The organism is Acinetobacter sp. H1(2024) (assembly GCF_046557555.1).
GTDB lineage: Bacteria > Pseudomonadota > Gammaproteobacteria > Pseudomonadales > Moraxellaceae > Acinetobacter > Acinetobacter seifertii.
Window position 1 is genome coordinate 1,174,636 of record NZ_JBKGFO010000001.1, and the last position, 15,506, is coordinate 1,190,141.

The 15,506-nt window shown below is 38.2% G+C and carries 13 protein-coding genes and 2 tRNA genes; 10 read left to right on the top strand and 5 right to left on the bottom strand.

The features are described from left to right. The first annotated feature begins 54 nt into the window (after positions 1-54). The 4 genes from ACLCEG_RS05420 to ACLCEG_RS05435 all read left to right on the top strand — a co-directional run bounded on the left by ACLCEG_RS05420 (position 55) and on the right by ACLCEG_RS05435 (position 2,748). The gene (locus ACLCEG_RS05420; protein ID WP_410566455.1) at positions 55-1,296 is read left to right on the top strand and encodes a D-amino acid dehydrogenase; all 1,242 of its coding nucleotides are present in this window, start codon (positions 55-57) and stop codon (positions 1,294-1,296) included. A gap of 1 nt (position 1,297) precedes the next feature. After that, entirely contained in the window at positions 1,298-1,657 is a 360-nt protein-coding gene (locus ACLCEG_RS05425; RefSeq protein WP_151683152.1) for a RidA family protein, read from the top strand. 166 nt (positions 1,658-1,823) lie between these two features. Further along, positions 1,824-2,141: a cupin domain-containing protein gene (locus ACLCEG_RS05430; protein ID WP_347913291.1), complete on the top strand. Its 318-nt coding sequence runs from the start codon at positions 1,824-1,826 to the stop codon at positions 2,139-2,141. A 4-nt stretch (positions 2,142-2,145) separates the two neighbouring features. Further along, positions 2,146-2,748: a TetR/AcrR family transcriptional regulator gene (locus ACLCEG_RS05435; RefSeq protein ID WP_191015369.1), complete on the top strand. Its 603-nt coding sequence runs from the start codon at positions 2,146-2,148 to the stop codon at positions 2,746-2,748. Between the two features lie 302 nt (positions 2,749-3,050). On the opposite strand, the gene ACLCEG_RS05440 is transcribed toward ACLCEG_RS05435, so the two are convergent. Together ACLCEG_RS05440 and ACLCEG_RS05445 are read right to left on the bottom strand one after the other, a co-directional pair. Beyond that, positions 3,051-3,140 (bottom strand) — tRNA-Ser (locus ACLCEG_RS05440). A gap of 85 nt (positions 3,141-3,225) precedes the next feature. Further along, positions 3,226-5,256, bottom strand: coding sequence for an NADPH-dependent 2,4-dienoyl-CoA reductase (locus ACLCEG_RS05445; protein WP_134262823.1), 2,031 nt, complete (start codon positions 5,254-5,256; stop codon positions 3,226-3,228). 261 nt (positions 5,257-5,517) lie between these two features. Between ACLCEG_RS05445 and argG the strand changes: the two genes are divergently transcribed. Continuing rightward, on the top strand, positions 5,518-6,876 hold the full coding sequence (argG, locus tag ACLCEG_RS05450) for an argininosuccinate synthase (RefSeq protein WP_410566460.1): 1,359 nt from the start codon (positions 5,518-5,520) through the stop codon (positions 6,874-6,876). 60 nt (positions 6,877-6,936) lie between these two features. On the opposite strand, the gene ACLCEG_RS05455 is transcribed toward argG, so the two are convergent. Next, positions 6,937-8,199: a diguanylate cyclase gene (locus ACLCEG_RS05455; RefSeq protein ID WP_019458244.1), complete on the bottom strand. Its 1,263-nt coding sequence runs from the start codon at positions 8,197-8,199 to the stop codon at positions 6,937-6,939. A 149-nt stretch (positions 8,200-8,348) separates the two neighbouring features. On the opposite strand from ACLCEG_RS05455, the gene pyrC reads away from it, so the two are divergent. From pyrC to ACLCEG_RS05470, 3 genes are all read left to right on the top strand, one after another. After that, positions 8,349-9,383 carry a dihydroorotase gene (gene pyrC, locus ACLCEG_RS05460; protein WP_024438022.1) on the top strand — a complete coding sequence of 345 codons (1,035 nt, stop codon included), beginning with the start codon at positions 8,349-8,351 and terminating at the stop codon, positions 9,381-9,383. Next, positions 9,368-10,030 (top strand): ribonuclease T, encoded by a 663-nt coding sequence (gene rnt / locus ACLCEG_RS05465; protein ID WP_004702976.1) that lies wholly within the window; start codon positions 9,368-9,370, stop codon positions 10,028-10,030. The genes pyrC and rnt overlap by 16 nt, the downstream gene beginning before the upstream one ends. An 18-nt stretch (positions 10,031-10,048) precedes the next feature. Beyond that, positions 10,049-10,124: transfer RNA gene (locus tag ACLCEG_RS05470), tRNA-Glu, on the top strand. Positions 10,125-10,209: 85 nt separating this feature from the next. Here ACLCEG_RS05470 and ACLCEG_RS05475 read toward each other — a convergent pair. After that, positions 10,210-10,797 carry a DUF2726 domain-containing protein gene (locus tag ACLCEG_RS05475; protein ID WP_410566464.1) on the bottom strand — a complete coding sequence of 196 codons (588 nt, stop codon included), beginning with the start codon at positions 10,795-10,797 and terminating at the stop codon, positions 10,210-10,212. 289 nt (positions 10,798-11,086) lie between these two features. On the opposite strand from ACLCEG_RS05475, the gene ACLCEG_RS05480 reads away from it, so the two are divergent. Then, a complete protein-coding gene (locus ACLCEG_RS05480; RefSeq protein WP_410566467.1) occupies positions 11,087-13,201 on the top strand; it encodes a TonB-dependent siderophore receptor in 2,115 nt (704 codons plus the stop codon). Between the two features lie 213 nt (positions 13,202-13,414). Continuing rightward, on the top strand, positions 13,415-14,098 hold the full coding sequence (locus ACLCEG_RS05485) for a glutathione binding-like protein (RefSeq protein ID WP_191105552.1): 684 nt from the start codon (positions 13,415-13,417) through the stop codon (positions 14,096-14,098). Positions 14,099-14,103: 5 nt separating this feature from the next. On the opposite strand, the gene ACLCEG_RS05490 is transcribed toward ACLCEG_RS05485, so the two are convergent. Then, complete coding sequence (locus tag ACLCEG_RS05490) at positions 14,104-15,348, bottom strand: NADH:flavin oxidoreductase/NADH oxidase family protein (RefSeq protein ID WP_410566471.1); 1,245 nt, start codon at positions 15,346-15,348, stop codon at positions 14,104-14,106. Positions 15,349-15,506: the final 158 nt, after the last annotated feature.

The window sequence follows — 15,506 nt, forward strand, 5'->3', positions numbered from 1 at the left end:
ACGTTTTATCTTCTTCTTTAATGCAAATGTGTGTTGCAGATATAGCATGGAAGAATGAAAAAACATGTCGTTGTCATTGGTGGTGGAGTCATTGGTTTAAGTACAGCCTATGCACTTATTCAAGCAGGCCATAAAGTTACAATAGTGGAAGAAAAAGACCAGATTGGCTGCCAGACAAGTTTTGCAAATGGTGGTCAACTCAGTTATCGCTATGTTGCACCTTTAGCGGATGCAGGCGTTCCATTTCAGGCACTGCAATGGTTAGGAAAAGCCCACTCGCCTTTAAACTTTAAATTAAACTTTTCACCTCTTCAATGGTCTTGGTTATTCCAATTCCTCATGGCATGTAATCGCAAAGATAACATTGTGAATGGAAATCATATTTTACGGTTGTCCCTATATAGTCAAAGTATTATGTCTAAATGGCGTGATGAAATTGATAATTTTGACTGGGTAAAATCGGGAAAAATGATTATTCATCGCAATGAAAAAGCATTTAAAAAAGCAGCATTAGCGATAGATCCAACTGTACAAAAAGTGCTGTCACCAGAAGAAACCGTTCAACTTGAACCTGCTTTGAAAGGTATTGAATCTACATTAGTGGGCTCAATTTATACACCTGATGATGAAACAGCAGATTGCTACAAATTTTGTTTAGCACTGTTTAAAGCTCTAGAGGAGAGTAACAACTTCAGATGTTTATATGGACATGAAGTAACAGATTTTTTTGCGGAAAATAATCAAATTACTGCAATTGAAACAAATCAAGGACGTATAGAAGCAGATGAATTTGTCGTTGCTGCGGGCAATGGTAGTACTGCAATTTTTAAAATGGTGGGTATTTCAGTTCCAGTTTATCCATTAAAAGGATATAGCCTGACTTTACCATTCCCAGAAAAAGCCAACATTGTACCCAATATAAGCGTGACCGATTATGCGAATAAAATTGTATATGCAAAATTAGGGAATCAGCTTCGTATTGCCGCAATGGTCGATATTGGCTATCAAGATACCTACATTCGAAAAGAACGTATAAATGCATTGAAAGATACTGTACGAAAAACATTTCCTGATTTATTGGGTGTAAATACAGCACAAGAATGGAGTGGTTTACGTCCATCTACCCCTACAGGTTTACCTATTCTAGGTCGTACGAAATATTTAAATTTATGGGCAAATATTGGCCAAGGTAGTTTAGGTTTCACATTGGCCGCTGGTTGTGCCATGGTCATTAGTCAATTAATTAGCCAAGCAACATCACCAATTACATTAGATGGTTTATCTCTGGAGAAATAAAATGAGTCATGATATTCAACGTATTGACACAAATGCACGATTATCAGGTTGCGTGCTTCATAACGGTTTAGTGTATGTTTCGGGTCAAGTTCCAACGAATTTAGATGCTGATGCCAAACAGCAAACTTTAGAAGTTCTGGCAAAAATTGATGCTTTACTGGAACAAGCTGGTAGTGATAAAAGCCGTATTTTAACTGCACAAATTTGGATTAAAAATATTGCAGAAGATTTCGCAGTCTTTAATGAATGTTGGGAAGCATGGTTACCAGATGGAGCAGCACCAGCACGTGCGGCTATTCAAGCAGATTTAGCTCGTCCGCAAGTATTAGTAGAAGTGATGGTTACAGCGAGTGTTAAGTAAGATTTGCCTTAAATAAAGCCAGTGAATTTACTGGTTTTATTAATTTCATATTCAAATATAGCCACTCATAAACACCTACTATTCTTCACTAAAAATTTAGTTCACATTGACTTTCTAACAAACGTTAGTTAGATTAATTAAAATTCAATCTCCTAAGAAGCTATAAATGATTTTAGTTCAACAAAAAGATCGCATTTGGACAGAAAGTGGTATTTCTGGGGTTCAAACCTGTCAAACTTGGACCTATAAAGATGGAGTTGGGAGCTATCTGGCAAAATTTCAGGCTGGAGCAAGCTTTCCTAAACACACTCATATTGGATGGGAACAGATTGTCGTTCTAGAGGGTGTAATCCGTTTCAATGATGTCGAAATGCAAGCTGGAGATGTGTTACAAGTTCAGGGCATCGATGAACATGAAGCGTTTGCAGTAGAGAATACTCTCGTGTTCGTTACACATCATGGCGGCATTGAGCTAACGGATTAATATTATGGCATCCACTAGAAAAACTCATCAACCGCTCACACGTGAAAAAATATTGGACGCATCAATCCATCTTTTTCAACGGCATGGATTTAGTGGACTAGGTATGCGACAAATCGCTGATTGCTTACAAATTAAAGCACCTAGCCTTTATTATCATTTTGAGTCTAAAGATGATTTGGCTCGATATGCTCTTCAGCAGTACCGAGAGCAACAATTCTGCCGATTGCTTGAAATTGAAAAGCAGGATGGTCTAAGCGAAAAACTGCATGCATATTCTGAACTTTTTGCCGAGATGTTGAATGATGAAAACCGCCTATGCCTGTACTTGATAATGGTAAGGGAAGCCTCTTTTCAGCAAGAGCCGTGTTTGAATGAATTACGGCTGTTCGCCAAACAAAATATTGATTGGCTAGAAGATACTCTGCTCAAGGCTAAAAACAAAAAGGAATTATCTCAAAACATCGGATCTGAGCGAAATATGGCAGAACTTTTATTCTCTTCTTTAGAAGGCATTATGGCGACCTCGCTAGTTGATAAGAGTCCATGTAAATCTTTCCGATCAAGAGTCAAATCCCTTATCAATATTTGTATCGTCTGTAACGAATAACTCAATGAGAAATCAGACTCTAATTGTTCTCAAATCCGTGTGATGTTCGGATTTTGAGAACAAGAGCTGTAATACACATCTTATTATAACAAACTGTTATTACCTTCTTATTTGTCAAGATTTTTACAACTCAAGCAAATTTGCAGTATGAAAATCTTATTTCTCATCTTTGCACAAAATAGATCATGATAATTGGACATGCTTTCTAAGAAAGTAGTTACCTATTGATGATGCCAATTAAAATTAAGTATTAAATACCCATATAAAAAAAGCCCCTGCTATTAACAGGGGCTTTTCGAATTTGGCGGAAGCGGTGAGATTCGAACTCACGGAGGACTCACACCCTCGTCGGTTTTCAAGACCGGTGCATTAAACCGCTCTGCCACGCTTCCATGTGCGTAAGAATACAAAGCTTATTCATTTTATTCAAGAAAAATATCATCGCTTTGTGTTCAAGTGCATATTGTTTCATCAATTTTACAGTTGAGCAGCTAATTCCGCTCCTTCTTTGATCGCACGCTTCGCATCTAGCTCTGCTGCAAGCTTTGCACCACCAATAATATAGTAGTTTGCTATAGTCGACTCGCCTTCTTTTGGCATCAAGTCTTTTACCGATTCTTGACCTGCACACACCACAACAGTGTCTACGCGTAAAAGCTGGTCTTGACCATTATGCTCAATCCACAGTCCTTCATCGGTAACAGCTTTATATTGCACACCACGCAGCATGCGTACACCATGCTTTTTAAGTTGTGCACGATGCACCCAGCCCGAAGTCTTGCCAAGACCAACACCGAGCGGTGTTGTTTTACGTTGCAGTAAATAAATCTCGCGGATTGCTGGTTCAACTACTGGCGGTTGCATGCCACCTTCAGAAATATAGTTCGGATCTGGGTCTACACCCCATTCACGTTGCCATTCAGCCAAAGGTTGAGGCTGTGGCTGATGTGGTGGTTTAAGTAAGAACTCTGATACATCAAAACCAATACCACCTGCCCCAATCACTGCAACTTTTTGTCCAACTTCTGCACCTTGCAAAACTTGAGCATAGGAAAGAACTTGTGGTGCATTACTTCCTTCAATTTTTAAAGCACGTGGTATTACACCCGTTGCCACAATCACCTCATCAAAACCTTCACGCTCAAGTTGCTCACGATTTACACGAGTGTTTAAACGTACATCTACACCTGTTTTTTGAAGCTGTACTTTAAAGTAGCGAATCGTCTCGTGGAATTCCTCTTTACCTGGTACAACCTTGGCAAAGTTAAACTGACCACCTACATCTTTATTAGCTTCAAACAAAGTCACTGCATGACCACGGCTTGCGGCAACAGTTGCAGCAGACATACCTGCCACACCACCACCAACAACTGCAATACGCTTAGGCTGTTTAGTTTTTAAATAGACCAGTTCTGTTTCATGGCCTGCACGTGGGTTGACTAAACAAGACACACGTTTATTTTTAAATGCATGATCTAAACACGCCTGGTTACAGGCAATACAAGTATTAATTTCATCTACACGGTTGGTCGCAGTTTTATTTACCCAAAAAGCATCGGCCAATAAAGGACGAGCCATTTGAATCATATCTGCCTTGCCTTTTGCCAAAATCTCTTCGGCAGTTTCAGGCATGTTAATACGGTTAGATGCAATGACTGGAATTGAAATATGTTGTTTTACATGAGCTGTGTAATCGACAAACGCTGCACGAGGCACAGAGGTTACAATAGTTGGTACACGTGCTTCATGCCAACCAATACCCGTATTTAATAAAGTTACACCCGCTTTTTCTAAAGCTTTAGCAACAGTCACCACTTCTTGCATGGTATTACCGTCATGCACAAGGTCGAGTAGCGATAAACGGAAGCAAATAATAAATTTTTCGCCTACTTTTGCACGAATTGCTTTGACGATTTCAACCGGAAAGCGCATACGGTTTTCGATTTCACCGCCCCAACGGTCAGTACGCTGGTTTACATGGCGACTTAAGAACTGGTTAATCAGATATCCTTCCGACCCCATAATTTCAACGCCGTCATAACCTGCTTTTTTAGCAATGTCAGCGCACTGTGCATAGTCTTCAATGGTGCTGAGAATATTTTTTTCAGAAAGCTGACGCGGTTTAAATGGTGAAATTGGCGATTTAATTGCTGTTGAAGACACCACAAAAGGCTGATAACCATAACGTCCTGCATGCAAAATTTGCATTAAAATTTTTGAACCATGTTTATGGACAGCGTGAGTCACTAAGCGATGCTGAGGAATATCAAATAAGCTATTCATAGTACCGCCAGCTGGAGCCAACCAGCCTTGACGGTTCGGAGAAATACCTCCCGTCACAATCAGACCAACCCCACCTTTTGCACGCTCTTCAAAATAAGCTGCGAGTTTTGGATAATTATAAAAACGATCTTCAAGTCCCGTATGCATAGAACCCATCACCACACGATTTTTAATAGTGGTAAAGCCTAAATGTAATGGTTTTAATAAATTGGCGTAACTTGTCATGCTGCGTCCCAATAGTTTTTGCAACTTGTTGCATAGTACTTTAATACTTTTTTAATAATTTTGGATGACCAAGAATTATTTTTTATTTGAGATTATGGTCAATCTACCTATCTAGATGACAATCCCATATTTTATTAAATAATAAATACCAATCATAACAAGTGAATTAATGCTTTTTTTGCCAAAAAAGCACCATAAATAGTGCTACAATAGCCGCCATTCAGAATTCTCGAGACCACCTCAACGGGGTCTTTTTCATAAATGTTAGGATTAGCAATGACTGATAATGCAACTATCTTGCAGCATGTACCAGTAGGCAAAAAAGTTGGGATTGCCTTCTCCGGTGGTCTAGACACTTCAGCTGCTTTATTGTGGATGAAACAAAAAGGCGCTGAGCCTTATGCATATACTGCAAACTTAGGCCAGCCAGATGAAGATGACTACGATGCAATTCCAAAGAAAGCAGAACAATACGGCGCTGTAAAAGCTCGCTTAATTGACTGCCGCTTACAATTGGCGCTTGAAGGTATTGCTGCAATTCAGTGTGGTGCATTCCATATCAGTACAGGTGGCGTTCCTTATTTCAATACGACTCCACTCGGTCGTGCAGTAACAGGTACCATGTTGGTTACTGCAATGAAAGAAGATGACGTAAACATCTGGGGTGACGGTTCAACTTATAAAGGTAACGATATTGAACGTTTCTATCGTTATGGTTTGTTGACTAACCCAAATCTTAAAATTTATAAGCCTTGGTTAGATCAAAACTTTATTGATGAGCTTGGTGGCCGTGCAGAAATGTCACAGTTCCTCATCGACAACGGTTTTGACTACAAAATGTCAAAAGAAAAAGCGTACTCAACTGACTCAAACATGTTGGGCGCGACTCACGAAGCAAAAGATCTTGAATACCTAAATGCTGGTATCAAAATCGTTGACCCAATTATGGGCGTTGCTTTCTGGAAAGAAGAAGTTGAAATCAAATCAGAAGAAGTAACTGTACGTTTTGAAGAAGGTGTACCTGTTGCATTAAACGGTCAAACTTTTAACAATCCAGTTGAGCTTATTCTTGAAGCAAACCGTATTGGTGGTCGTCATGGTTTAGGTATGTCTGACCAAATCGAAAACCGTATTATCGAAGCAAAATCTCGTGGTATTTATGAAGCACCGGGTATGGCCCTTCTTCATATTGCTTACGAGCGTTTGGTTACTGGTATTCATAACGAAGATACAATCGAACAATACCGCATTAACGGTTTACGTTTAGGTCGTTTACTTTACCAAGGTCGTTGGTTCGACTCTCAAGCACTTATGTTGCGTGAAACTGCACAGCGTTGGGTTGCTAAAGCGATTACTGGTGAAGTGACTCTTGAACTTCGTCGTGGTAATGACTACACCATCATGAACACTGAATCTCCAAACTTAACGTACGAAGCTGAACGTTTAACAATGGAAAAAGGCGATTCAATGTTTACGCCAATGGACCGTATTGGTCAGTTGACTATGCGTAACCTCGATATTACCGATACACGTGCAAAACTTGGTATCTATACAGATGCTGGTTTACTTTCAATCGGTCAAGGTTCTGCTATTCCTCAATTAGACAGTAAGAAAAAATAATTTTCTTATGACGTCAAAAAAGCCACCTCTATAGGTGGCTTTTCTATATTTAAAATTAAATCAGGCAGTTTCTACGATTTGTAAAGGTTGATAATAAATTTGGTTACGACCAAGCTGCTTTGCTCGATATAAAGCCTGATCTGCGGCATGAATTAATTCATCTTGCCCCATTTTTAGCCCACCTGTATATACAGTAAAACCTAGACTGATGGTGACATATTTCGAAACTAAGGAAGCAGCATGTGGAATAGCTTGGCGTTCTATCGCTTTATAAATATTTGCTGCCACTGAATAAGCACCCTGTGCTGGTGTTTCAGGTAAAAGTACGACAAACTCTTCACCTCCATAGCGTGCGACAAAGTCGACATGGCGAATTGAATTTTTGATTGCAGAAGCAATAGATGAAATAACCTTATCCCCCATCTGATGCCCATAAAAATCGTTATAGTTTTTAAAAAAATCAATATCAATAAATAAGACAGCTAAAGGACGTTTTTCTTGATTCGCACGGTAATAGTAAAAATCAAACATTTCGTCAAAAGTACGACGGTTTGAAATTTGAGTCAGCGCATCTTGCTGGCTCAATTGAAGCAATTCAGATGCTTCAATACGTAAAATTTGTTCATTAATTTCAGCAAGCTGATTACTTAAAAAAAGACTGCGCTCTCTTGAGATAAGCATTGTACTTATAGAAAAACCCAAAATACAACTACCAAACAAAGCACGCCCAAGTGCAATATAATCACAGTTCACATTTAATAAAATGAGTAACACAAAAACCAATATTGCCGCAGATAAGCCAACATAAAGCATATGCAAAGGTTTTATGCCGCTCAAAATAAACCCAAGCATATATAAAAATGAAAGAAGCAGCATCGACTGATTTTTAAGAGCCATATTTCCAACACTAAGCAACAGCATGGCACTTGTAATAATTGATAAAAAAACAATGCTACAGGCAGCAAAATAAAAATGCTTAGAGAGTTTTTTAAACCTAGCAAATACCCAAAATACTAAAAGTGCAAATGCAATATTCATTGCACTTAACAAACAGTAGACGAAATCTAAAGTTATATAAGGCACCCCGATTACAAAGTAGTCTGTCGGCAACACCAGTAAAATAAAAATGATATAAGTGAGTACACCACTTGCTAAAAATTTTGAGATGTTTTGCCGAGTTCGATCGAGGTTTAAAAGCCAGAATTTTTTTTCAAGTTGTTTTGGCAAAGGCATATTGGCATAACGATGGGTATGTAGAGTAACCAAATACTCGATTTCTTCTTTAGATTTGAGTAATTGATGTACATTTCCCCTATTTGCCACTAGTCGATTCCCACATATTCCGCGTTAACAAAATATAACATTATTTTTTAAAGCTCCCTGCGCTTTATTTTGCCATTTGTCCGTAATTCTCGTTACCATTTTCACACTTTATCGATTATCATTTGTTTTATTTCGAAGTTTGAACTGCCTTGAACTCTATTACCCTGCTCCAGCCAGATGATTGGCATGCACATTTACGTGATGGTTTAGCATTAAAACGTACTGTTCCAGATTTGGCTAAACAATTCGCACGCGCGATCTGTATGCCTAACCTTGTACCGCCTGTAAAAACAGTAGATGAAGCTTTAGCTTACCGTGAACGTATTCTTGCGCATGTTCCAGAAGGCAATAATTTTGACCCTCGCATGGTGCTTTATTTTACTGATCACACTTCACCAGATGAAGTTCGTAAAATTAAAGAATCAGAACATGTAAATGCAATTAAACTTTACCCTGCTGGTGCGACTACAAACTCAGACAATGGTGTGAGTGATATTCGCAAAGTTTATGCAGTCATTGAGCAATTAGAAGAGCATCAAGTGCCGTTATTGCTTCATGGTGAAGTGACTCACAATCATGTAGATATTTTTGATCGTGAAAAACGCTTCCTAGATGAGGTATTATCACCATTATTGAAACAGTTCCCAAAACTTAAAGTTGTGCTTGAACACATTACGACAAGTGATGCAGCACATTTTGTTTTAGAACAAGACCGTAATGTTGCAGCAACAATCACTCCTCAGCATTTATTATTTAACCGTAATGATATGTTGGTTGGTGGTGTTAAACCGCACTTTTACTGCTTACCAATTTTAAAACGTCAAACACATCAAACGACTTTACTTGAAGTGGCGACTAGCGGTAATCCTAAGTTTTTCTTAGGTACAGACAGTGCCCCTCATGCACAAAATGCAAAAGAGAATGCTTGTGGCTGTGCAGGCTGCTATAGTGCACCTAATGCAATTGAGCTTTATGCACAAGCTTTTGATCAAGTTGGTAAATTAGAGCGTTTAGAAGGTTTTGCAAGCCACTTTGGTGCAGACTTCTACGGTCTACCACGTAATACTTCTACCATTACTTTGGTTAAAGAAGACAACCTCATTCCCGAATCTTTTGATTATTTAGATGATCAGAAAATTATCCCGCTGCATGCCGGGAAAACGCTGCAATGGAGAAAAGTGTGACACAAGAAAATTCTGTCCCGGTCATTGGCCAACGTTTTCGTGGCTTCTTACCTGTTGTTGTCGATGTTGAAACGGCAGGTTTTAATGCCCAGACAGATGCATTGCTAGAAATCGCGTGCATTCCAATTGTGTATGATGCTCAGGGACAATTTGTCCCTGGTCCTGCATTTCATGCACATATTAACCCGTTTGAAGGTGCAAACCTCGATCGCCGTTCGCTCGACTTTATTGGTATTGATCCATTCAATCCAATGCGTATAGCAATGGCTGAAGACGAGAGAACTGCGCTACGTCGTATTTTTAAATCGGTCAATGAAGTTCGTAAACAACAACATTGTACTCATGCGGTACTTGTAGGTCACAACGCGCATTTTGACCTTGGTTTTTTACAAGCAGCAATTGCACGTACAAGCACGAAAAACCAAAACCCATTTCATAGTTTTTCAGTCATGGATACGGTTACTTTAAGTGCAGTTATGTTTGGACAAACCGTGCTTGCTAAAGCATGTATTCAAGCTGGAATTGAGTTCGATGGTAAAGAAGCTCACTCTGCTTTATACGATACTCAGAAGACTGCTGAACTGTTTTGCTATATTTTGAACAAACTGTCTCCTTACCTACTTGACAGTTTAGTGGCGGCTTCTTAAGATACCGCCATCCTCAACGTCCCTATCGTCTAGAGGCCTAGGACATCGCCCTTTCACGGCGGTAACCGGGGTTCGAATCCCCGTAGGGACGCCATATTCTTTCTATAAAGAATCATCGTTTTAAATTGTTTTATCTCACTTCAAATTTCATCCATGAGATAAATTTCTTATTTTCAAAATCAAGACTTCAACTTTACTTCATTAATATGTTGTGCAGGTTGCATAGTTGGATCATCTCTCTCAATAATTATTGCATCAGCAACTAACTTTGTTTTTGTTAAATCTGGTTCTATTAAAACTTGAGCTAATGAACTTGATGTAATATTAAAATCACGATGTATTTGTGCCAGTTCTGGTGTTCGTTTATAACGTATGACTTTAAAACCTGCTTCTTGAATTAAAGTATCTCGCTCTGCATCGAACTTTTCTTTCCCTTTGTGGCTAGAATCATCTAACTCAACAATAGCAACGATATTAAATGCTTTATCCAACACAACAAAATCAGCAACTTTTCGATTAAATAAATTACGCGTCGCGTATCCTTGCGCTGTCATAAAAGCACTGAAAGCGACTTGCGCCAAAATAGTATATTCAGGCAAAGCTTCCTTTAGTTTCATAAAAGTAGGTTGTTCATTCATAGTAATGATACGCTTTCCCTTGATTGGGTTACGTTTTGCATTTCTATTTTTGCTTTCCCCTTTCTTTAAAACACTTAAAATCGCTAATACCATTATGGCTATTAAAAATATGCCAACTATCACAAACATCGAATTTCCCCTAAATAAGTATAAAAACTATTTTGATTTTAAAAATACAATTAAAAACGGCCAGCTATCAATTATTTATATGATTTTAAAAGCTATTGTTCTTTGTATTTAATACTCAATTTTAGACTTTAATTTATAATTTTTTAAATCTATATTTTTAATTTTTGTCATTTATATTAAAAAAATACACTTGTGCAAATTTATCACTGATTGCATATTCCTTTTACATACAGTTACATTATAATAATTCTTATTTTTATACTGATATTTATTATCAACAAGGTTTTAAATGGATCTTAAGCTTCGCATCCTCTCCCTGAGTATTGCTCAACTATGCTGTATCTCATCTGCTTTTGCAGATACTGACACTTCTTCAACCACTCTTGCCACTATCAAAATTAAAGCCCAACAGGCATCAGATCAAACTTATAAAGTTGATAGCTCGAGTAGTGCAACACGCAGTGAAATTGCTTTAAAAGATACCCCTCAGTCGGTCAGTGTGGTCAACCAAAAAGTAATTGAAGATATTGGCGCGACACGTTTGATTGAAGCGCTTGACTTAGCTGGTGGTGTTACTCGTGCTAATAACTTTGGCGGTCAAGGTTTAACAGGCTTTAATCTTCGTGGATTCACTAGCGGTGAGTTTTATCGCAATGGATTCCCTATCAACCGTGGCTATCCAAATGCTCCAGATAGCAATACTATTGAACGTGTAGACGTTTTACGTGGACCCTCTTCTAGCTTATATGGTCGTGGTGACCCAGGTGGTACGTTTAACTTAATTTCTAAAACACCAAAGTCTGAAAAACAAACCACTTTAGGTGCTCAGCTTAACAGTGAAGGTTTATACCGCACCACGATAGAGACGACAGGTGCTGTACCAAATGCAGAAAACATTGGTTATCGTCTAAATGTGATTGCAGAAGGCGGTGATAGTTATCGCGATCATGTCGAATCAAAACGTTACGGAATTGCTCCAGTCATTCAATGGCAAGCTTCTGACGCGACAAAAGTTACCTTTGAAGCCGATATTTTAAGAAATCAGCATCCACTTGATCGTGGCCAAACACGCTATGCAGGTCAGAAATCATTTAACAGCTCACCCGAAACCTATTTATGGGAAACAGGTAAATACAACAACCGACTCTACAATGATAACAATATGACTCAATTACGAGTCGAACACGACCTTGGTAATAATTGGAAGCTGAATGCTGGTGTGCAATATTTAAATGGCAAGTTACATGGCTATGCGGTAGAGGCAAATGGCATTCAAGATGACGGCGAAACTTTAAACCGAAATTACAACTATCGCGAATTAAAATGGCAAGATACCGATGCCCAAATTAATCTAACAGGTAATTTCCAAGTTTTAGGTCTAGCTCATACTTTAGTGACAGGGCTTGAATATGAAAATTATGATTATAAGTCATATATTATTCGTTCAGATACTAAGTCAAATAACTACCCGATCAATATTTATGATCCAGTTTTAGGCCAATCTCTCCCTGAGCTTAAAAATATTACGACCCATGACCGTGAAAACTTAAAAACCACTGCCCTTTTTGTACAAGACCAAGTCGATTTAAATGAACGTTTAAGCGCGCTATTAGGTTTACGTTTTGAACATTACGAACATGATTACAAAAACCTATTACCGAATACCGCGAATTGGAATACCAGTCATAGCGCGTTTATTCCACGTTTAGGTTTAGTCTATAAAGCAAGTGACGATCTTTCCATCTACAGTAATGCTGCGAAATCTTTTAAGCCAAACACTGGTGCTAGCCGTAATGGAGAAGGTTTTGACCCAGAAGAAGGCTTAGCTTACGAGTTAGGCTTTAAATGGCAAGCACTTGATAATATGTTATCAATTGATTCCGCTATTTTTTACGCCAATAAAGAAAATGTCTTAACACTAGATCCTGTAGATTCAGCCTACAAAGTTGCTGCTGGTAAAGTTCGTAGCCAAGGTATTGAGTTAAATATTGCTGGTCAACTTACACCTGCTTGGAAAATTATTGGTGGCTATGCCTATACAGATGCAGAAGTCACTAAGGACAATAGCCTGCAAAAAGGAACAACTCTAGCCAACATTCCAAAAAATAGTTTTAATCTTTTAAATATCTATGAATTTCAGGATGGGCCTTTACAAGGGTTGGGTTTAGGCATCAATCAAAAATATATTGATAAGCGTGCAGGTCAAACGGCCAATAGTACCTACACCATGAAACGTTATGCAGTTACAGATTTGGTTTCCTATTATCAAGCATCACCAAAACTTCGTATTAACTTAGATCTGAAAAATCTTTTTGACAAAGTTTATGATGAAAGCGCTTTCAATCTATATGCATATCCGGGTGAATCACGTACTGTTCAATTAGGTATGAGCTATAGGTTCTAAACTAAGAATATAACGAACCAAAGCATCAGCCTTTTACCGTATAAGATCTCACTAAGGAGATTAGTCATTAAAGAAGCCACTGTCTAAAAATACAGTGGCTTTTATTTTCTCATATAAAACATTATAAATTTATGATTTATAAATATTTTATTATACTTAAATTCTTTTCTACCCTATACTAAAATTAAATCAAAAGTATAATTTGAACATGACATGCAAATTCGATTATTTCATTTACAAAATTCACGCTCTCAACGCATTATTTGGTTTTTAGAAGAATTAGGACTCAACTATGAGCTCATCACTAAATATCATTCGGACGAAGACAAAAATAATAACTCCCCGCATCAGTTATCAAAATTTCCAACCCTCGAAATTATTGAACACGAGCAATCTTCAATTTTGGCCGAAACCTCAGCAATCCTAGATTATTTCTCTTATTTACACCCACAATTGGGACAGAATAACTTAGGAAATCAGCAACTAAAAAATTTTTATTATTGGAAAAATTATTGTGAGGCAACATTCATTCCCGATCTGGTACTCAAACAAATCTTTCAACAAATTGCTGAGCGTACGCCTTTTCCAGTACGTTTCATTCCAAAGCTTTTAAAATATGGATTCGATCAAGGTTATCTCAATCAATCATTACAACAACACATGAGCATGATCGATAAACATTTAAAGCACCACTTATGGTTTGCTGGAGATCAGTTTACTACTGCTGATATTTTGATGTGGTTTCCGTTATTGGCTTGCTCACCAAATTACAGCCAGTTTAAACATATACAGCGTTATCTGACCCAAATAGAAAACAGACCTGCCTTTAAAAATGCTTTAATTAAAGGTCAATGGTCTGCTTCTACTTTTCAGACTTACTGGGCTATTGCTTGGTAATTTATTTATGCAGATTTACGTGAATTCACGCGCCCTTGAACAACGGCCTTAATATTGCCCTTCGCGTAATTTAAAAACACAATTAAAGGCGATAGTTTTGGATTTGGTTTTTTGCCCTGCCCAATAGCTTTAAATTGTGCTGCGTACCAAATAATTTCCATAATCGCCATTTTGTCAACAAAAGGTAAACCTGTTTTAATTGGTTTTACGGCATAGCGAACATCTTGGCCTGCGATTAAACGGTCAGTCAAATCTGTTTCAACAGCAAGTGGACGAGCAATACCAATAAAGTCGCATGCTCCACTTGCCAGAGCAGCATTCATGCCTTCTACTGTACGGAAGCCACCTGTCACCATAAGTTTACATTTTACATGCTGACGGATTTTTTCAGCAAAGTCTAAGAAGTATGCTTCGCGTGCAATGGTACTTGCCTTACGTTTATCAGCTTTAGCACCAGCCATTGCTGGTGCTTCATAAGTACCACCTGAAATTTCAATTAAGTCGATGCCTGCTTCATCAACTGCTTTAAATACCGAAATCACATCTTCTTCGCTAATACCACCGCGCTGGAAGTCAGCAGAGTTAAGCTTAACTGAAATAATAAAATTCTCTGAAGTGGCCTCACGTACTGCTTTATAAACTTCTAGTAAAAAGCGAGTACGATTTTCAACTGAACCACCCCACTGATCTGTACGTTTATTGGTTAATGGTGATAAAAACTGGCTAATTAAATAGCCGTGTGCACCATGTAACTGTACCCCTTCAAAACCAGCTTTCTCACAAATGCTGGCAGCTGTTGCAAAGCGTTTAATAATATCCAAAATTTCTTCATGTGTAAGCGCACGTGGAGTGCCAAACATCGTCGCTAAAGCTGGACTAAAAGGAACTGCCGAAGGTGCGACTGTTTCTTTATTTAAGCCTTTAGGGCACTGACGACCTGGGTGAGATAGTTGAATGAGCTGTACCATTCCATATTGTTTACCAACCGCTGCCCATTCTTTTAAACGCTCTAGGTCACGTTCGGTTTCAATCACCACCACGCCTGGTTCATTTTTGGCTTCGAAATTGACCATCACATTACCAGTAATCGCACAGCCTAAACCACCTTTAGCCCATGCACCATACAAGCCTAAATGTAAGTCATTTGGCTGTCCCTCATAGTTTGCAAGTGCCTCACTCATTGCACCTTTAATAATTCGGTTTTTAAATGTGATATTTCGAATCGTGATTGGCTGTGCAATCTGGCTCATGGTTAACCTCTTTTAATACTTTAGAGCAATTACTCTAATTTAGATGAGTTATAGGTCATGTCAAGGGAAAATCGATAACTGACAATAGCACATGTCAAATTTAAAAAGTATAGAGAAATGCAACTTTTTGAATTAAAAATTTAAATAATATTTATGCT

Coding starts and splice junctions, on each gene's coding strand:
- ACLCEG_RS05485 (WP_191105552.1), top strand. CDS start 13,415: ATGCAAATTCGATTATTTCATTTACAAAATTCACGCTCTCAACGCATT.
- ACLCEG_RS05480 (WP_410566467.1), top strand. CDS start 11,087: ATGGATCTTAAGCTTCGCATCCTCTCCCTGAGTATTGCTCAACTATGC.
- ACLCEG_RS05475 (WP_410566464.1), bottom strand. CDS start 10,797: ATGTTTGTGATAGTTGGCATATTTTTAATAGCCATAATGGTATTAGCG.
- argG (WP_410566460.1), top strand. CDS start 5,518: ATGTTAGGATTAGCAATGACTGATAATGCAACTATCTTGCAGCATGTA.
- ACLCEG_RS05490 (WP_410566471.1), bottom strand. CDS start 15,348: ATGAGCCAGATTGCACAGCCAATCACGATTCGAAATATCACATTTAAA.
- ACLCEG_RS05435 (WP_191015369.1), top strand. CDS start 2,146: ATGGCATCCACTAGAAAAACTCATCAACCGCTCACACGTGAAAAAATA.
- ACLCEG_RS05420 (WP_410566455.1), top strand. CDS start 55: ATGAAAAAACATGTCGTTGTCATTGGTGGTGGAGTCATTGGTTTAAGT.
- ACLCEG_RS05445 (WP_134262823.1), bottom strand. CDS start 5,256: ATGACAAGTTACGCCAATTTATTAAAACCATTACATTTAGGCTTTACC.
- ACLCEG_RS05425 (WP_151683152.1), top strand. CDS start 1,298: ATGAGTCATGATATTCAACGTATTGACACAAATGCACGATTATCAGGT.
- rnt (WP_004702976.1), top strand. CDS start 9,368: ATGGAGAAAAGTGTGACACAAGAAAATTCTGTCCCGGTCATTGGCCAA.
- ACLCEG_RS05430 (WP_347913291.1), top strand. CDS start 1,824: ATGATTTTAGTTCAACAAAAAGATCGCATTTGGACAGAAAGTGGTATT.